An 18,678-nucleotide genomic window follows, 5' to 3' on the forward strand; every position below is an offset into this window, starting at 1 on the left:
TTTCAATCTCCTAAACTGGATGCCACCTACCCACAACTTATCCGTTAAATCCGTTACAAAATCCGTTGCCACTCCCTCCCCCTACAATTATGAACACTGCTGAACTATTAGTACGCTGCTTAGAAAATGAAGGAGTACGTTACATTTTTGGGCTTCCTGGTGAAGAAAATTTGCACGTACTAGAAGCCTTAAAAAATTCTTCAATTCAATTTATTACTACTCGCCATGAACAAGGTGCAGCTTTCATGGCTGATGTTTATGGTCGCTTAACAGGACAAGCTGGAGTATGCCTTTCTACTTTAGGTCCTGGTGCTACAAACTTAATGACAGGAGTTGCAGATGCTAATTTAGATGGCGCACCTTTAGTAGCAATTACTGGGCAAGTTGGCACAGATAGGATGCACATCGAATCACACCAATATTTAGATTTGGTGGCAATGTTTGCGCCAGTTACTAAATGGAATAAACAGATTGTTAGACCTGGTATTGCGCCAGAAGTTGTTCGCAAAGCCTTTAAAGTAGCTCAAACAGAAAAGCCAGGTGCAGTACATATAGATTTACCAGAAAATATTGCTGCGATGTCTGTGACTGGTGAACCTTTAAGTAAGGGTGATTTAGAAAAAACTTATGCTTCATTTCGCAGTATTGATCAGGCAGCAAAAATAATTTCTCAAGCTAAAAATCCGATAATTTTAGGTGGAAATGGTACGATTCGTGCTAATGCCAGCGTTGCTTTAACTGAATTTGCTACAAAGTTAAATATCCCTGTGGCAAATACATTTATGGGTAAAGGGGTAATTCCTTATACACATCCTTTGGCGTTGTGGACAGTTGGTTTGCAATCACGGGATTATATTAGTTGCGGTTTCGAGGAAACTGATTTAGTAATTGCTATTGGTTATGACTTAGTTGAATATTCGCCTAAGAAATGGAATCCTGATGGGAAAGTTCAGATAATTCATGTTGGGGCAACTCCTGCGGAAATTGATAGCAGTTATATTCCAATTGTGGAAGTAGTGGGTGATATTTCAGATTCACTTAATGAAATTTTACAACGTGCAGATCGTAGTAATAAAGCATCACCTGGCGCATTACATTTACGGGATGATATTCGCGCCGATTATGAGCAGTATGCTAACGATCAAGAGTTTCCAATTAAGCCACAAAAATTAATATATGATCTGCGACAAGTAATGCAAGCCGATGATATTGTGATTAGTGATGTTGGCGCTCATAAGATGTGGATGGCGCGGCATTATCATTGCGATCGCCCAAATACTTGTCTGATATCTAACGGGTTTGCGGCGATGGGGTTTGCAATTCCAGGTGCGATCGCAGCTAAATTAGTTGCGCCACAACAACAGGTAGTTGCTGTTACTGGTGATGGCGGTTTTATGATGAATTGCCAAGAATTAGAAACAGCTTTGAGAATTGGCACTGCATTTGTTACGATTATTTTTAATGATGGTGGATATGGCTTAATTGAGTGGAAACAACAAAATCAATTTGGTGAATCAGCTTTTATTAAATTTGGCAATCCTGACTTTGTTAAATTAGCAGAAAGTATGGGTTTAAAAGGATACCGAGTTGAATCAACTGCTGATTTTATCCCTATCCTAAAAACCGCTTTAGCTCAACCTGTACCTTCAGTAATTGATTGTCGGGTAGATTATCGTGAAAACCTGCTGTTTACTCAAAAAGCTGGAGAATTGAATTGTACGATTTAGCTATTAATTAAACGCATTACCCCACCCCCCAACCCCCTCCCCGAATTCGCGGGGAGGGGGAGATTTGCATTTTATTAGCTTTTTCAATTTTACACTTTTGACATTTTGGCATTGAAAGTCTATAGTTTTTCTTGCTGACTGCTGATTGCTGAACACTGAAAGCTAATTATGCAAATTGCTACTTGGAATGTTAATTCAATTCGCACTCGTTTAGACCATGTTGTGCAGTGGTTGCAAGATAACCCTGTAGATGCTTTGTGTCTACAGGAAACTAAAGTTGTAGATGATAAGTTTCCTCGTACTTTACTTGAAGAATTAGGCTATCACGTCTACACTTCAGGGCAAAAATCTTATAATGGTGTTGCTATCATCAGTCGCCCACCTTTAACAGATGTTAGTACCGGGTTTACAGCAATTTTAGGTGAAGACGTAGTTGGTGATTTAGATGAACAAAAGCGCGTCATTACTGGTGTAATTGATGGTATTCGTATTATTAACCTTTACGTTCCCAATGGTTCGGCGGTAGGTAGTGAGAAATATGAATACAAGCTACGGTGGCTAAAAGTTTTGCGCGAATACCTGCAAACGCTACTAACAAATAAAACCTTAGCCGTACCAGGTGAACAAGTGGAGAGGGAAGGTATTGAAATATGTATTTGTGGTGACTTTAATATTGCCCCGGAAGATAAAGATATCCATGATCCAGCCCCATATAAAGGTAGGATTATGGCATCTGAATTAGAACGCCAAGCTTTAATCGCAATTTTAGAGTTAGGTTTTGCTGATGCGTTTCGGAAATTTAACCAAGAAACAGGAAACTATACTTGGTGGGATTATCGCACAGGTGGTTTTCGCCATAATAGGGGTTGGCGTATTGACCATCACTACTTAACACCTGCTCTCTACAAAAAATCAATTAGTTGCACAATTGATGTAGCTCCTAGAAAACTTACGCAACCTAGCGATCATACTCCAGTAATTGTTAGTTTATCAAAATAGTATAAAGGTGTCATTTGTCAAAAATTAGAAGTTTTATGAGTAAATGTTATAGTTTAAAAACTAATAACTAAAAAACCTTCCTAGGAGAGATTGATGAATTAATAAAATTTGATAAATTGTTAAAAGCAAGTCAAAATTAAGGGATTTTTGTAATGTTTTTAGTAACTGGAGCAACAGGAGGACTAGGACGTAGGATTGTGCAACTGTTACGGGAACGCGATATGAGTGTGCGGTCATTTGTGCGCCTCACATCCCGATATTCAGAATTAGAACAACGGGGTTCTCAAATTTTTATTGGTGATTTGCAACAAGATAAGGATCTTCAAAAAGCCTGTCAAGGTGTGCAGTATATCATTAGCGCACACGGTTCTGGAGGTAATGCCCAGGGGTTAGATTATCGTGCCAATATTGAACTAATCGATCAAGCAAAAGCTGCTGGTGTGCAACACTTTGTATTTATTTCTGTATTGGGAGTTGACCGAGGTTACGAAGACGCGCCAGTATTTAAGGCAAAGCGGGAAGTAGAAAAATATTTGCAAGCGAGTGGTTTAAATTATACTATTCTGCGTCCTTCAGGTTTTGCGTCGAATTTGTTACCCCTAGCAGAAAGATTCCGGCAAACTGGGGTTTACTTACTAATTGGAGATCCTAAAAGCCGTACTTCTATTGTAAGTACGGATGATTTAGCTAAGATTGCTATAGATTCAGTCAATATTGAAGAAGCAAAAAATCAAATTTTCTCTGTGGGTGGATCAGATATTTTACAGCGCCAAGATATTCCGCGCATCTTTGGTCGTATTTTCAATAAAGAACCAATTGTTATTAACCCACCATTGTTAGTGTTTGATGGTGTGCGTAGTGCGCTAGGATTGTTTAATCCTAATGCACAAAATGCTCTTGGTACGCTGCGGACTTTGTTGGATAATGAATTTTTTTGTACACGGGATCAGGTTGAACGTTTAGAATCAACTTTTAAGATCACAATGGAATCTTTAGAATCCTATTTGCGAAGATATTTTGGCAGTTAAGTAGCGGTCATTGGTCATTGAAAAGCTTACCCAGGACTTACGCAGACACAATAAGTTAAGCTTAAATTTCCTCTTGATTAACCAGGGAGTAAATGAAATCAGGATTAGTCACGTCTTGAGGAAAAAATGGAGATAGAGAAGGAAAAGTTTTGATAGGTAGCTTGGTTTCAGAACTAGCGGCGGGGATAGCTTTTAAGTAGCAATCATTAAATATTTCTTCATAGTAAGGCTTGAGGCTAGGGCTATCTTCTAACAAAGATTCAATTTGATAAAACTGTTCCCAAATTGTACGCACCCAACTTGAGGAGCGTCTTGAGGGTTGATATTGATATTTGAGCAGGTGCATCAACAAAATAATTAATCGGTTTTTAAGTTCCCGTCGTTGGCTACCGCTCATCGCCTCAAGTTCTTCTATTAAATTATCCAAATCTACGTCATCAAATTGACGATCGCGTAGTTGTTGGGCTGTAATATTTAACCACATATAATAATCCTGTTTATAAAGATTTTGTGGTGGCGTAAGTTTTAGGTCAGTGGTCATGGGTCAACCTCCCCTATTTCCTGGCTATTGTTAATTGTTTCAACGGCGATGAAATTCAATTACATCTCGCTTCATCAAAACATCATATTTACTCAAAAAGTCTTGTCCTAGCAATCCTACTTCTAAACCTGAATTAGCGATCGCAACTTTAATATTTTTAGCGACAGCACCCTCAACAGCAATTGATTTTACCTTACCTGCACCAAATTGTACTCTTTTCTCGCTGGCTGTATCTGCCATAACTATCTCCTCAACTTTGACACCAATTTGATCTGCCATTGTTGGAGTGATCACGGTTGTACTAGCACCTGTATCCATCACCATCTCAAAAGTATGTAAGCCGTTAAAAGTAACATCAATTACAGGAGTGCCAGAGGCTCTTCTTTTGATGGGGACAGTAAATACTTTGAGATTAGAAGATATTGATTTTGATTGATTTTTGGGTTGCCCTAACTCTAACTGGGTGATATTTTCAGGGGCGGTAGGATTTAATGGATTTTCTGTAGTATTTGGAGATAGCGCCACTTGATCGGCGGAGTTATATTTTTGGCTTAAGCGGATTACTTGCTGTTGGGCAGAGATTAGTTGATGCTGGTACTCGGCTATTTTGTTGTTGGCGATCGCATAATAAGGACTATCAGTTGGCACAGTTTTCAAAAAATCAATTGCTTCTAACCAATGATTAATAGCTAAATTCCAATCATCTATTGACTGTGCTGATTGACTAATCGTAGTTGCGCTTTGAGCCGCCCGCATTGCCCATTCGTAGGGATTTCCGAGGTTAACGTTGGAAGGGCTTACTGCTGTTGGATCAACAAACTTAGGGGTATTGCGTGGCGCAGTAGTGCTGTTGGTTGAGTCAGAGACACGCTTAACTGATTCACTAGAACTATCTAAAGGATTGACATCGCTACAAGCAACACTGACCAATGCTAGTGTGCTTGCCAGTAGCAGGATCGTCGCTGAAGGGTTTTGTCTAGATAGCATGACTTTACTGTTGGTGTCAACTTTCACTGTAGCAATTAGCAGTCAGCAGTTAGTATTTGCACGAGAGACAAGACCTCTAGGCTTGGTGTTGGATAATTTTTACAAATGCGATCGCATTTGTCAGCAATAAACACAACTAGCTTAATTTAGTTGTGCTAATATCAGCGACGCAACTTAGCTTACCTTCTGTTTCTATGCCCGTTTCTGCCCCTCAACCAGCTATCCTCGTACTTGCAGATGGTACAACCTTCAAAGGTTGGTCTTTTGGTGCTTCTGGCACAACTATTGGAGAAGTAGTATTTAATACCGGAATGACAGGATATCAAGAAGTGCTGACAGACCCAAGCTATTGTGGTCAAATTGTCACATTTACTTATCCTGAATTAGGCAACACCGGAGTTAACCCAGAAGACGAAGAATCTAGTAAACCGCAAGTGCGCGGTGCTATAGCTCGTAATATCTGTAATCGACCCAGTAATTGGCGCTCAACTCAGTCTTTACCAGACTACCTAAAAAAACACAATATTCCAGGGATTTACGGTATTGATACTAGGGCGCTAACTCGTAAACTTCGCTCTGTGGGAGCGATGAATGGTGCTATTTCCAATGAAATTCTTGATCCGGCTGAATTACTACAACAGGTGCAGTCTGCCCCCAGTATGGCAGGGTTAAATCTCGTTCAACAAGTTACGACTAAAGAAGTTTATGAATGGTCAGATCCCACTGAAACTGTTTGGGAATTCAGACCTATTAATAGTACTGAACAGACAGAAAGTTTCACAGTTGTAGCACTTGATTTTGGGATTAAACGTAACATCTTGCGCCGTCTTGCCAGTTATGGTTGTCGCGTGATCGTTGTTCCCGCAGATACTCAAGCGGATGAGATTGCCAAATATAACCCAGACGGAATTTTTCTTTCTAATGGTCCAGGCGACCCATCCGCAGTTACAGAAGGAATTGCAACTACTAAAGCATTACTAGATAGTGATAAACCTGTTTTTGGTATTTGCATGGGTCATCAGATTCTCGGCTTATCTTTAGGTGCTGAAACTTTCAAGATGAAATTTGGTCATCGCGGCTTAAATCACCCTGCGGGTTTGAAACAACAGGTGGAAATTACTAGCCAAAATCACGGTTTTGCTATAACTGCCGAGTCCTTAGATAAAAATGTAGAAATTACCCACCTTAACCTCAACGATCACACCGTCGCTGGCTTACGGCACAAGTCCTTACCATTCTTTTCTGTACAGTACCATCCAGAAGCTAGTCCTGGTCCTCACGATGCGGACTACTTGTTTGGGCAGTTTATCCAAACAATGCGCGAGCATCGCCAAGCTCAAAAATAAAAACCAAATTCCCACTTTCCCCAACTATACTTTTAAATACATCAATAATGGTCATTATGTGCTAAAATGCTTCCCTAACACTTTGGGCAACAGGATAGTGTGTTTATAGTTTTGGCGCTTATTGGGCTTTTGCTTGCCATGCCAAAACAAGTTGATACCTGATCAGATTTGGAACTTGATCCACAGTATCCTAGAGCCTTGACGTTCAAAAGATACAGCTAGGAGGGCATTATTCCTGAACCACTAACCTTGACCGTCAGCTTAAGAGGCACACACGAAGTTAAGGAAAATTATCAGTTATTCCGCCTCACGGGCTTGTTAGATGCCTTCAGTGAGCCTACATTTCGGAAGGTGGTCGGCAAGTATATTGAGGATGGTCCGAAGCATATTGTCTTGGATCTTTCTAAGATAGATTTTGTTGATAGCTCAGGTTTGGGCGCTCTAGTGCAGCTAGTAAAAAAGGCGCAAAGTGTCGAGGGAAGTTTGCAAATAGTCAGCAATGCCCGCGTGACGCAGACGGTTAAGCTGGTTCGCTTAGAACAGTTTCTCTCATTGCAGCCTTCAGTTGAAACCGCTCTAGAGAAGATCGCGCAGACTTAAAAAATCGGTTATAGATAGTCAAGCTATCCAGTTGTAACTGGATAGCTTGTTTATTCGGCTTTTTACCTGCACTTAGAACCTATCTTTCAAAATAGATAATCACTCTTAAACATCTGCGTTTATCTGCGTTTATCTGCGGTTAAATACTCTTAAAAAAACTTTTCGGATAGGCTCTTAGCAGCAGGCAACGCTAAAATTTTAGATATGTAAGGTAGGGCAAAAGGTTGAATTTACAGGAGGGCGGATCTTCAAATGACCCAGCAACTAAATCAACGCTCTTGTGGGCGGAATTAGGTTTTAATGGGCTAAGTGCAAGCAGTGATTCATTGCCCCAAATACAGCAGCTTTCACCAACTGCGTTAGCATATTTGGGAGATGCTGTTTACGAATTGTATATCCGCACCTGTTATTTGCTGCCACCGAAGCGATCGCAAAGCTATCATCATCAAGTAGTGTCTCAAGTACGAGCCGAAACCCAAGCAGATCATTTGCGATCGCTTGAACCTCACCTTACTACAAAAGAATTAGATATTGTCCGTCGTGGTCGTAACGCAGCCAGTGGATGTCCTAAGCGACTTGATCCCAAAATTTATCAGCAAGCTACCAGTTTTGAGGCGTTAGTAGGTTATCTTTACCTAACTGATACCCAGCGTTTAACTGAGCTATTAGCACTGTTACAACTAGATTCCAACCCAGCAACAGCAAGTATTAAAACATGAGTAATAAAGACCGTCGGTTGCCTCCTGTGGGTAAACCCAGTAAAGGTAAGCCAGTTCGCTCACGTGGCGATCGCAGTAAACCTGTGTCTAGATATCAAGACGACTCTGGCTTGCCTTCTGCGGGTAAACCCAGTAAAGGTAAACCAGTTCGCATTCGCAGTGAACGTAGTAAACCTGCGTCGAGATATCAAGACGAAAGCTTCTCTCCTGATGTCAAACCAGTTAGAGCGCGTGGCGATCGCAGTAAGCCTGTGTCTAGATATCAAGACGAAAGTTTTTCTCCTGATGTTAAGCCAGTTAGAGCGCGTGGCGATCGCAGTAAGCCTGTGTCGAGATATCAAGACGAAAGTTTCTCTCCTGATGTCAAACCAGTTCGCTCACGTGGCGATCGCAGTAAGCCTGTGTCGAGATATCAAGACGAAAGCTTCTCTCCTGATGTCAAACCAGTTCGCTCACGTGGCGATCGCAGTAAGCCTGTGTCGAGATATCAAGAAGAAAGTTTCTCTCCTGATGTCAAACCAGTTCGTGGACGTGGCGATCGCACTAAACCCGCGTCTGGCTATAAAAACGATACTGACACTGATTACAGGAAAAAACGTACTTTTGACAAACCAGGTAAGCCACCCTTTGGTCGCCGTGACAGTGCTAAATCTGCCCCAGCATACTCTAGGGATGAAAATGAACTGAGCAATAAACGGGATTATATCAAGCGTAAAATTGAGAATCCTGTAAGTTTCGACCAAGACGTGCTTGAACCTGCGGGTACGGTATCCGAACAAGATAACGACATGATTTATGGTCGTCATCCCGTCTTAGCTGCCTTAGAAAATCAGCGACAAATCAACAGAATTTGGCTGCTGACTAAGTTACGTTACGATCCCCAGTTCCATTCATTAATATTGCAAGCCAAAGCTAATGGAACTGTGATTGATGAAGTAGAGGCTCGACGTTTGAGCCAAATTACCAACGGAGGCAATCACCAAGGGATAGCAGCCCAAGTTTCACCCTACGATTACATAGAATTAACCGATTTAATTGAGCAAGCTAAAGCTGTTAGTGAGCAACCTGTAATTTTGGTAGCAGATAGCATTAGCGATCCCCATAACTTAGGGGCAATTATTCGCACAGCCGAAGCTGTAGGCGCTCAAGGATTAGTAATTCCTCAACGTCGCGCGGCTGGTGTAACTTCTACGGTGATGAAAGTCGGTGCTGGCGCGTTAGAAACTTTTCCAGTAGCTAGAGTTGTCAATCTCAGCCGTGCCTTGGAAGAATTAAAAGCAGCAGGATTTTGGATTTATGGCACTGTTGCCAATTCCGGTAAACTACTACACACAGTTGAATTCACAGGACCGATAGTATTAGTAATTGGTTCTGAAGGTGAAGGATTGGGTTTGCTGACACAAAAAGCTTGTGACTTCCTAATTTCCATTCCCTTGCAAGGAAAAACCCCTAGTTTAAATGCCTCAGTAGCAGCAGCAATGTCCTTGTACGAAGTTTATCGCCAGCGTTGGTCAAATCGGCTACAAATACATTCTCTGCCAAAAAATACTTTAAAAAATGAACATGACGGAGTATAAAAAATTGTAAAGATCTATGCAGTTTACTTTAATACCACGTTGCATCCCCTAAAACCAATTTCACTAACCCCGCCCTGAAAGGGACGGGGATTGCTAGAACGTGCGATTCGTTTCTCTGAAATGGGTAGTAATACTCAAGGATGAGAGCTTTAGTAGAGTAACCCGTCAGGGTAGAGTTCGCACTTTAATCCTCTACTAATGACAACTTGATATCCATGTAGGTGAGGAAACCTAACCGAGCCACAAGCTAAGACAGTTAGGGGACAAAGAGGAAAAGATGAAAGTCTACACCGACATCATAACTCTATACAGAAAACACCAAGTCCTACTGCCCTGGTGTGGGGTTAAAAGCACACAGACAACCTAATAACAGGTTGCCCCCATACGCAAGAATGACTATCGAACGTATGAAGCGGGGGTGAAAGCGGCTCAGATGGTAATAGCTGAAAGCATCTACCGCAAGCAATGTTCCAAGGGTAGAACAAACGAAGTGTCGATGAGCCACCGTAACAATCCAACAGGGTAAATAAGCTAATGGGTACTATAAACACTCAACCCCTGTGTCAGAAACATCTGACAAAGGTAAGGACTAACAGTATCGTTCGACCTAGTTAGCACACCACCTAGACCCTCGGTGGAGAGACACGCCCTAAAGAACATATCAATGGATGTCAGGAACGAAGTAACCCTCTAGTGCGCTCCTTGTTAAGTCAATTAGTAAGGTAGGTAGTCAACCAGAAGCTACTTAGAGGGTGGGATGGTTCAAAAAGCAAATGCCAAGCCTGAATTAACAGGCAATGCCGTAAAAGGGATGGCGTAATTGCCTGGATAAGCTGACGTGAATCGCAATGTGTAAACGCTAGAGATTCAAGTAGCAATGTATAAGCCTAATTCAGATTCACAATTGAATACTGAGGGATGGAAGGATATCAATTGGCGCAAAGTCGAGCGATACGTCTTCAAGTTGCAAAAGCGTATCTATGCTGCTTCTCGTTGTGGCAATGTCAAACTTGTACGCAAACTCCAAAAAACGCTGATGAGGTCTTGGTCTAATAGAGTTCTATCAGTACGAAGGGTAACACAAGAAAATCAAGGTAAGAAGACGGCAGGAGTGGATGGAGTTAAATCACTGTCCCCAGAAGCACGCCTAAAACTTGTAAGGGAATTAAAGCTAACTGGCAAGTCTAAACCCACAAGACGGGTATGGATACCAAAACCAGGAACAGACGAAAAGCGCCCGCTTGGTATTCCCACTATGTACGACAGAGCTTTACAAGCTGTAGTTAAGGCTACCCTTGAGCCTGAATGGGAAGCTTTCTTTGAGCCAAACAGCTACGGTTTTCGACCAGGAAGGTCATGTCACGATGCGGTTAATCAAGTCAAAAAAGCAATAATGCAAAAGGCTAAATACGTGCTAGACGCGGATATAGCCAAATGCTTTGACCGCATCAACCATGAGAAACTGCTCCAAAAGTTGAACACAAAAGGTAAGGTCAGGCAACAAATAAAAGCTTGGTTGAAATCTGGAGTGGTAGACCAAGGAAGCTTTACTGCTACATCTGAGGGTACGCCACAAGGTGGAGTCATTTCTCCGCTCTTGGCTAACATTGCCCTTCACGGAATGGAAGAAAGGATAAAACAAGAATTCCCTAGAATGTCACACTCAGGAAGGGAAACTTGGTATCACAAAAAGGGTGAGGAATTCCCAACACCCGATGTTATCCGGTACGCGGATGATTTTGTGATATTCCATCAGAACAAAACCGTTGTCCAGAGATGTCGAGATATAATCTCGAATTGGTTAAGTGATATTGGCTTACAGTTGAAACCTGAAAAGACGAGGCTAAGTCATTCGCTCAATCCTGAGTTGAGTGACGATGGTATTGCGGGGTTCGATTTCCTCGGACACCACATACAACAATACCCGACTGGTAAATACCGATGTACGAGGGATAGCAAAGGTAGGATATTAGGTTTTAATACTCTCATCACCCCATCGAAGAAGGCGAGTAAGGTTCACCTTGAGGAAATCGGAAGAATCATCAAAAAACATAGGTCATCGCCTCAATCGGCGTTAATCAAAGACCTTAACCCTGTAATAAGGGGATGGACTTCTTACTACTCAAACTCTGATGCACAAACAGTCGGAGAACTATCACGACAAGATTACCTCACATACCTGAAACTTCGTAGATGGGCAAAACGCCGATGTAAAAATGCCAAGAAAGCAAGCAGCAAGTATTGGACGACCATCGGCAACAACAACTGGGTATTCGCAACCAAGGAGGGAAAAGCGAACCCCCTCCGGTTACTTACGCATTCTGAATTTGGCAGCAGTAGCACTGAATACGTCAAGGTTAAAGGCGATAAAAGCCCGTTCGACGGCGACCTAGTTTATTGGAGTTCAAGAGTTGGAACGCACCCTGAATTGTCAAGTCGAAAGGCTAAGTTGTTAAAACAACAAAAGGGTAAATGTACCAAGTGCGGATTAAGCTTTCAGAATTGGGATGTCTTAGAAGTAGACCACATCATACCTAAAGCCCTTGGCGGTAGGGATGAATGGAAGAATCTACAACTATTGCATCGGCACTGCCACGACGAAAAGACCGCTATTGACCTAATAGAAATTCGGAAGAAACAACACTCCAAAAACCTTGAACAATTAGCCCAACAATGGGATAAAAATGAATGGGAGTGGGTTGACGATGTTCCAGTAATATTAGGACGAAAGAACGGTTCAGAAAATCCTAGTTCTAAACAAACTGGGGAACAATTCAAGCTTGATTTTACAGAAGTTTGGAAGAAAGGCATAAAAGGGGAAACCCTCACAGAAGAAGAAGAAAAACTTTTTCGAGTGCTGCTGAACTAAGGTCAATAGGAAGTCCCTCTGACAACGGGAGACACATTGAGTAGCCGTGTGCGGTGAAAGTCGCAAGCACGGTTTCGGATGGGAGGGGGAGGTTAGTAATAACTTCTCTCGACCCTAACCAATTCTGGCGACGTAAGAGGTGAATAGCCCTAATTAGCCGTTAAATGCTACAGACTTCCAGATACTTCCCTAGTCTGGATTTTCTCTAAACCTGATTGGTACAGGTGTTGTTAAAGACAAGCCATGTTTTTAACGGTGGGCGAAGGGACATAAACTCTACTCTTGAGGATTATCTCCATGTTAAGAGTACCCGTAATATCAAAAAACAATTTACCTCTAATGCCGACTAAATCTAGTCGTGCTAGACGGTGGATTGAAGAAGGAAAAGCAGTTGGCGCACTTGACGACTTGGGACAATTTTATGTCCAGTTAATCGAGTCTGCTTCTGATAATCAAACTCAACCCATCGCTGTGGGAATTGATCCAGGTAAATTGTTTACTGGAATTGGTGTTCAATCTTCGCGCTTTACCCTATGGACGGCTCATTTAGAGTTACCTTTTAAACGAGTTAAAGAGCGGATGGATAATCGTCGTCTGATGCGACGTGGAAGACGAGGGAGACGGATTAATCGTCAACTTCCTTTTAACTGTAGAGCGCATCGACAAAAGCGATTTTCTAATCGAAAAAGGTCAAAGTTAGCGCCAAGTATTAAAGCCAATCGTCAGCTAGAAATTAGAGTAGTTTCCGAACTATGTAAAATCTACCCCATTACTGACATTTACTTTGAATACATCAAAGCGGATGTAGATTTAACCTCTGGTAGAAAAGCAGCTAAATCAGGTTCAGGTTTTTCAGCCGTAATGGTAGGACAAAAATGGGCAATTGAACAACTGTCTAAATTTGCTCGTGTCCATACTCGATTTGGTTGGCAGACATCTAATCTTAGAAAACATTTAGGATTAGAAAAGTCAAAAAATAAAGCTGAAAAAAGTCCAAAAAGTCATGCCAACGACGGTATTGCTCTAGCTTGTTTTCGCTTTTTAGATTATTTACCTTTTCATACCGCTAATTCACATGGTCACGAATGGCAAGGAAAAGTTACTTTAACATCGGCTATTTTTGTTGTAGTTAAAAGACCTCCTATTAGTCGTCGTCAACTTCATTTAATGCTTCCATATCAAGGTGGAATAAGACGAAAATACGGCGGTACAACAACAGAATTTAGTTTAAGAAAAGGTGACTTAGTAAATTCTTCAAAAGGAATTGGCTATGTGTCAGGTCAAACTAAAAAACAAATATCTGTCAGCGACGCTAATTGGAAACGATTAGGACAGATAGCTTCTAGTAAAGTAACGTTAATCCGACGTTCTACTGGCTTAATTGTCAGTTAATAGAAAAATATAAAGCCGTCCTGCGCTAGGCTAAGGACGGGATTTCTACCCAGGTTTTTCGATGAAAATGAAAGAAAACTTGATTAACATTTTCCAATTATTTGGATTGGCTTGGTGGATTGAGATTGTTACCCAGCACCCTCGCTGCACCTACTATTTTGGTCCTTTCTTGAGTGCTAAGGAAGCTACTGCTGCTAAGGCTGGCTATCTTGAGGATCTGCAAAATGAAGGAGCGCAGGGTATTAGCTTTAACATTAAGCGGTGTAAACCTGAGAATCTCACTATTGCAGACGATTTGGGGGAGCGCATTGACCGCAATCCACAGTCAAATCTTAGCGGTCAAATTTCTTAGCAATGTAGAGATGTTGTATACAACGTCTCTACATTGCTTATAGGTAACGCAGCTTTGATTCTGTGTAGATGTCTATTCAATATTTACATCTAACAGCAGTTGCGGGTGTTCGTCTAGCCAGTGGTCAATGTCTCTAATTACCTGCTCAGAAATTTCCCAAGGAAATAAGTGAGCGGTATTGGGGTAGCATCGCCACTGGCTATCTTTCAGGTTTTGAGATGTTTCTAAGCTGGATTCGGGAGTGATATGGCGGTCATTTGCCCCCGCGAGAACTAAGCAGGGACATTCAATTTGCTGAATATCTCCTAGTCGATTGTAGCCAGCTTGGAGTGCCTGATTAAGTGCTTTGGTGGCAGCAGTAGAGGTTTGTAGATAAGCTGACATTGCCTCTAGAGCGAGATATTGATACGCCTGGGGGGTGTGTTGTTGAATGAGGTAGCGGTAGAGCGATCGCTTCCCTAAGTTATCAATATTCCACTGCCAACCTGGGGTAATCCGGTTGACAATTGAAGCTAACCCTGTATAAAAATTATCCTGCCAGCTAATCGGTGGATGATTGCCTCTGGGACGGGCAGCAGTGGCAATTAAAATTAATCCTGTAACTCGTTCTGGAAATTTCAGGGCTAATTCCATAGCCATAATTCCTCCCAACGACCATCCTAAGACTAAGCATTTTTCAATCTCAAGGCGGTCTAAAAGTGCTTCCAAATCAATTAAATGGTCAGTCATAGAAAAATCTTGCTGAGTAAGACTGCTACCATATCCCCGCAAATCAGGCGCAATAGTTTGGAACCGCTTGGAGAGGTGATTAGTAAACACGGACATACTGCTAGCTGAACCAGGATGCCCATGCAAACAGAGGATGGGAAAGCCTTTTCCTTGAATGTTTACGTTAAGATTTACAGCTATCAATTAACAATTAACAATTAACAATTATCAATTTATAGCAGTTAGCTATTAGCAGTTAGCTTTTTCCACAGCCTTTTGCTCAATTTTCTGGTTTTAGTGATGCGATCGCACTCCTATTAACAATCAACCCAGGGTTGAAGTGTTAGTGCCGTTGGCGTTGCTATACTCACACATAAGTTCACGCAAGGCAGGCATTTTCGGGGATATGCTCACAGTCCACCATCTCAACTTTTCCCAGTCCGAGCGAATCATCTGGCTACTAGAGGAACTAGAGTTACCCTATGAACTGCGTGTATACCAACGAGATCCTGTCACACAGTTCGCTCCAGATGAACTGCGTTCTATTCATCCACTTGGTAGTGCGCCAGTGCTTTGTGATGGTGAGATCGTGCTTGCGGAGTCAGGCGCGATCATTGAGTACGTACTAGCCCGCTACGGGGATGGGCGGCTTACTGTTCCCGTCACGTCACCGCAGTATCCTGACTACCTGTACTGGTTGCACTACGCGAACAGCAGCTTGATGACACAGATCACTATGAACTGGATCGCGGGCATGGCTGCGGAACCAGGCAGCAATTCTGGGCTACTGTCTGCCCTCAAAGAGCGCCTGGAGCGCCACTTGTTCCTCGTTGAAGATCACCTGTCGAGGGCTACCTACTTCGCTGGGACTGAGTTCACAGCCGCCGATATCATCATGCACTTCCCATTCGGAACGATGAAGGGATTTTACAATGTTGGTCTGGATAACCGTCCAAATATTAAGGCGTGGCTGGCGAGAATTAGCGATCGCCCTCACTACCAGCGTGCGATGAAAGTGGCGGGACATGAGCAAGATCCGGCGCTCGACTTGGGCGAAACACGAAGCGTGTTTTGAGATTTAGGGATATTTAGCAGTTGGTAGAATTTAGGGTTTTTGGCTTATTAGCCTAAGCCAAAAATCCTTGCAAGTTGGGTGATTGGTGTATTTAATGAACAGCAGCAAATATTTTCTCTAGATCGGATAGCTGCACAGCACCAGAGAAGACTTTGCCATCAGCTTCAGAGTTACCTGTAGGAAACATCAGGAAGAAGGGAGTGCCAGAAAGTCCTAATTGTTGTCCTAACTGCATATCTTGCTGAATGGATAATAAAGCCGCGTTGCGATCGCTCTTAAACTTCTCTAAATCTAAATCCAACTTTTGGGCAGTAGCTAGATAAAATTCCTCACCTAATTTATCTTGATTGCTAAAAAGTTCGTCTTCGTACTGCCAAAACTTCCCTTGTTGATTAGCTGCCCAAGCAGCTTGAGCAGCAACTAATGCTTCAGCATGAACAGTAGTTAAAGGGAAATGCTTGTAAACTAATTTAACTTCATCTTGATGTTTTGCCATAAACTGCTTTAGCGTTTTATGAGCTTCGGCACAATAAGGGCATTGAAAATCTGAAAACTCAATTAGCACAATTTTTTGCTCATTTGCTCCAGTTGTCGGAGATTTACCAATGATTTTTTGAGGATTTGTTTTCAAATCTTGGACAAATGCCTGTTGCGCCTGTTGTACTTGCTGTTGTTGTTGCTGTTGATATGCTTGTACAGACTCAATAACTACTTCTGGGTGTTGGCGGATAATTTGTAAAACTTGTTGTTCTAATTGAGGATTAATTTTACTAGCTGCTTGAACAGGAAGCGAGTAAAAAAGCATGACAACGCATAAAATTAATGTAGCTGCTAGTTGTAATGCTTTCTTAGCAGTAGTCCGCGCGATCGCCCCAAATTTAATTACAAACATAGATACAATTACCAATTACCAATTAACAATTAACAATTTCTAACTTGCTTGCCCAGCCCCTTTAGTGAGACTAAGTAAGAAAATCCTTCATTATTTTAATTTCCCAACTTCAGTTGTATGGTAATTGATCATTGATAATTGATAATTGTTAATTGTAAAAGAGGTTACTGCATGGCATCCATCCGCGAGTTGCACCAACAACTCATCAGTAAAGAGCGTTCATCTGTAGAAATTACCCAAGAAGCCCTCGATCGCATTCAAGCACTAGAGCCAAAATTACACAGTTTTCTGTGTGTCACCCCAGAAATCGCTCTAGAACAGGCTCGCCAAGTGGATGCCAAAATTGCTGCTGGTGAAGAAATTAATTTATTAGCTGGTATACCTATTGCTGTTAAAGACAATATGTGTACTAAGGGAATTACTACCACTTGCGGCTCCAAAATTTTAGAGAATTTTGTCCCACCTTATGAGTCAACGGTATCGCAAAAACTCATAGATGCAGGTGCAGTAATCTTAGGTAAAACTAATCTTGATGAGTTTGCAATGGGAAGTTCTACTGAGAACTCTGCTTATCAAGTTACAGCTAACCCTTGGGATTTAGAGCGCGTTCCAGGGGGTTCCTCTGGGGGTTCAGCAGCAGCAGTAGCAGCAGAAGAGTGTGTAGTTTCCCTGGGTTCGGATACAGGCGGTTCTATCCGTCAACCCGCGTCTTTTTGTGGGGTGGTGGGGTTGAAACCGACTTATGGGTTGGTTTCCCGTTTTGGGTTAGTTGCTTATGCTTCTTCTTTGGATCAAATTGGTCCATTTGGGCGCAGTGTAGAAGATACTGCCATTTTACTAGGTGCGATCGCAGGTTACGATCCCAAAGACTCTACCAGTTTAAACGTTGATATCCCCGATTACGCCCAATTACTTAAGCCCAACTTTAGACCTAAAAGTACTCTCAGAATCGGCGTAATTAAAGAAACCTTCGGCGAAGGTTTAGATTCAGTAGTTGAAACTGCCGTAACCAAAGCACTCGATCAATTACAAAAATTAGGAGCAGAAATTCATATAATTTCCTGTCCCCGCTTCCGCTACGGTTTACCCACCTACTACATCATTGCACCCTCAGAAGCTTCTGCGAATCTTGCCCGTTATGATGGCGTTAAGTATGGTTTCCGAGCAACAGATAAAGACAATCTTTTGTCTATGTATACCAACACTCGCGCTCAAGGTTTTGGTGCAGAAGTCAAGCGTCGAATTATGTTGGGTACTTATGCACTATCTGCGGGTTACTACGATGCTTATTACCTCAAAGCGCAAAAAGTCCGCACTTTAATTAAAGAAGACTTTGATCGGGCATTTGAAAAAGTAGATATTTTAGTCACTCCAACTTCTCCTACTACTGCTTTTAAAGCTGGAGAAAAAACATCTGATCCTTTAAGTATGTATCTCTCAGATTTGATGACGATACCAGTTAATTTAGCTGGTTTGCCCGGTTTGAGTATACCTTGTGGATTTGATGAGCAAGGGCTACCTATTGGGATGCAAATGATTAGCAAGGCGCTGAGGGAAGACTTACTATTGCAAGTAGCTTATGCTTACGAGCAATCGACTGAATGGCATAAAAAAATGCCTACGCTAAGTTAAAGTTATCTTTCTTTACTAATTAGTCATTAATCATTAACACTGCTAAATGATTAATGGCTAATAAACCTAGTAGTTCTAAAGAATAAAATTATTAAAAACATCTGCGTAATCTGCGTCCATCTGCTCACATCTGCGATAAAAAATTTTAGGGTTAATAACAAATATTTTATATGCTAAAATATAAACATAAATATAATCTTACTTAAATCTAAATAACTTAGTCAAGGAATAATT

Annotated in this window: 16 protein-coding genes; 12 read left to right on the forward strand and 4 right to left on the reverse strand. The window is 41.8% G+C overall.

Annotation, left to right across the window (positions count from 1 at the left end; translation table 11 throughout):
• Nucleotides 1-89: 89 nt before the first annotated feature.
• The 3 genes from CRI9333_RS15295 to CRI9333_RS15305 all read left to right on the forward strand — a co-directional run bounded on the left by CRI9333_RS15295 (nucleotide 90) and on the right by CRI9333_RS15305 (nucleotide 3,754).
• Nucleotides 90-1,727, forward strand: a complete 1,638-nt coding sequence (locus tag CRI9333_RS15295) for an acetolactate synthase large subunit (RefSeq protein ID WP_015204074.1) — start codon at nucleotides 90-92, stop codon at nucleotides 1,725-1,727.
• A gap of 168 nt (nucleotides 1,728-1,895) precedes the next feature.
• Nucleotides 1,896-2,726 (forward strand): exodeoxyribonuclease III, encoded by an 831-nt coding sequence (xth, locus tag CRI9333_RS15300; RefSeq protein WP_015204075.1) that lies wholly within the window; start codon nucleotides 1,896-1,898, stop codon nucleotides 2,724-2,726.
• A 152-nt stretch (nucleotides 2,727-2,878) separates the two neighbouring features.
• On the forward strand, nucleotides 2,879-3,754 hold the full coding sequence (locus tag CRI9333_RS15305; protein WP_015204076.1) for an SDR family oxidoreductase: 876 nt from the start codon (nucleotides 2,879-2,881) through the stop codon (nucleotides 3,752-3,754).
• Between the two features lie 61 nt (nucleotides 3,755-3,815).
• On the opposite strand, the gene CRI9333_RS15310 is transcribed toward CRI9333_RS15305, so the two are convergent.
• Nucleotides 3,816-4,295, reverse strand: a complete 480-nt coding sequence (locus CRI9333_RS15310; RefSeq protein ID WP_015204077.1) for a DUF29 domain-containing protein — start codon at nucleotides 4,293-4,295, stop codon at nucleotides 3,816-3,818.
• 39 nt (nucleotides 4,296-4,334) lie between these two features.
• Nucleotides 4,335-5,282, reverse strand: coding sequence for a retropepsin-like aspartic protease family protein (locus CRI9333_RS15315; protein WP_015204078.1), 948 nt, complete (start codon nucleotides 5,280-5,282; stop codon nucleotides 4,335-4,337).
• Nucleotides 5,283-5,476: 194 nt separating this feature from the next.
• Between CRI9333_RS15315 and carA the strand changes: the two genes are divergently transcribed.
• From carA to CRI9333_RS15350, 7 genes are all read left to right on the forward strand, one after another.
• Complete coding sequence (gene carA, locus CRI9333_RS15320) at nucleotides 5,477-6,628, forward strand: glutamine-hydrolyzing carbamoyl-phosphate synthase small subunit (RefSeq protein WP_015204079.1); 1,152 nt, start codon at nucleotides 5,477-5,479, stop codon at nucleotides 6,626-6,628.
• 249 nt (nucleotides 6,629-6,877) lie between these two features.
• Complete coding sequence (locus CRI9333_RS15325; RefSeq protein ID WP_015204080.1) at nucleotides 6,878-7,228, forward strand: STAS domain-containing protein; 351 nt, start codon at nucleotides 6,878-6,880, stop codon at nucleotides 7,226-7,228.
• Between the two features lie 278 nt (nucleotides 7,229-7,506).
• Nucleotides 7,507-7,947 carry a Mini-ribonuclease 3 gene (locus CRI9333_RS15330; RefSeq protein ID WP_071881152.1) on the forward strand — a complete coding sequence of 147 codons (441 nt, stop codon included), beginning with the start codon at nucleotides 7,507-7,509 and terminating at the stop codon, nucleotides 7,945-7,947.
• A gap of 476 nt (nucleotides 7,948-8,423) precedes the next feature.
• On the forward strand, nucleotides 8,424-9,524 hold the full coding sequence (rlmB, locus tag CRI9333_RS28370; RefSeq protein WP_390370107.1) for a 23S rRNA (guanosine(2251)-2'-O)-methyltransferase RlmB: 1,101 nt from the start codon (nucleotides 8,424-8,426) through the stop codon (nucleotides 9,522-9,524).
• 877 nt (nucleotides 9,525-10,401) lie between these two features.
• Complete coding sequence (gene ltrA / locus CRI9333_RS15340; protein WP_015203844.1) at nucleotides 10,402-12,393, forward strand: group II intron reverse transcriptase/maturase; 1,992 nt, start codon at nucleotides 10,402-10,404, stop codon at nucleotides 12,391-12,393.
• A 297-nt stretch (nucleotides 12,394-12,690) separates the two neighbouring features.
• Entirely contained in the window at nucleotides 12,691-13,785 is a 1,095-nt protein-coding gene (locus CRI9333_RS15345) for an RRXRR domain-containing protein (RefSeq protein ID WP_015204083.1), read from the forward strand.
• 61 nt (nucleotides 13,786-13,846) lie between these two features.
• Nucleotides 13,847-14,137 carry a DUF1816 domain-containing protein gene (locus CRI9333_RS15350; protein ID WP_015204084.1) on the forward strand — a complete coding sequence of 97 codons (291 nt, stop codon included), beginning with the start codon at nucleotides 13,847-13,849 and terminating at the stop codon, nucleotides 14,135-14,137.
• A 72-nt stretch (nucleotides 14,138-14,209) separates the two neighbouring features.
• Here the strand turns inward: CRI9333_RS15350 and CRI9333_RS15355 are convergent, their stop codons facing one another.
• Nucleotides 14,210-15,049 (reverse strand): alpha/beta fold hydrolase, encoded by an 840-nt coding sequence (locus CRI9333_RS15355; RefSeq protein ID WP_015204085.1) that lies wholly within the window; start codon nucleotides 15,047-15,049, stop codon nucleotides 14,210-14,212.
• Nucleotides 15,050-15,251: 202 nt separating this feature from the next.
• Between CRI9333_RS15355 and CRI9333_RS15360 the strand changes: the two genes are divergently transcribed.
• Nucleotides 15,252-15,920 (forward strand): glutathione S-transferase family protein, encoded by a 669-nt coding sequence (locus CRI9333_RS15360; protein WP_015204086.1) that lies wholly within the window; start codon nucleotides 15,252-15,254, stop codon nucleotides 15,918-15,920.
• 91 nt (nucleotides 15,921-16,011) lie between these two features.
• Here CRI9333_RS15360 and CRI9333_RS15365 read toward each other — a convergent pair whose 3' ends face one another.
• A complete protein-coding gene (locus CRI9333_RS15365) occupies nucleotides 16,012-16,812 on the reverse strand; it encodes a DsbA family protein (protein WP_015204087.1) in 801 nt (266 codons plus the stop codon).
• A gap of 171 nt (nucleotides 16,813-16,983) precedes the next feature.
• On the opposite strand from CRI9333_RS15365, the gene gatA reads away from it, so the two are divergent.
• Nucleotides 16,984-18,444: an Asp-tRNA(Asn)/Glu-tRNA(Gln) amidotransferase subunit GatA gene (gene gatA / locus CRI9333_RS15370; RefSeq protein ID WP_015204088.1), complete on the forward strand. Its 1,461-nt coding sequence runs from the start codon at nucleotides 16,984-16,986 to the stop codon at nucleotides 18,442-18,444.
• Nucleotides 18,445-18,678: the final 234 nt, after the last annotated feature.

This window comes from Crinalium epipsammum PCC 9333 (assembly GCF_000317495.1).
Lineage (GTDB): Bacteria > Cyanobacteriota > Cyanobacteriia > Cyanobacteriales > PCC-9333 > Crinalium > Crinalium epipsammum.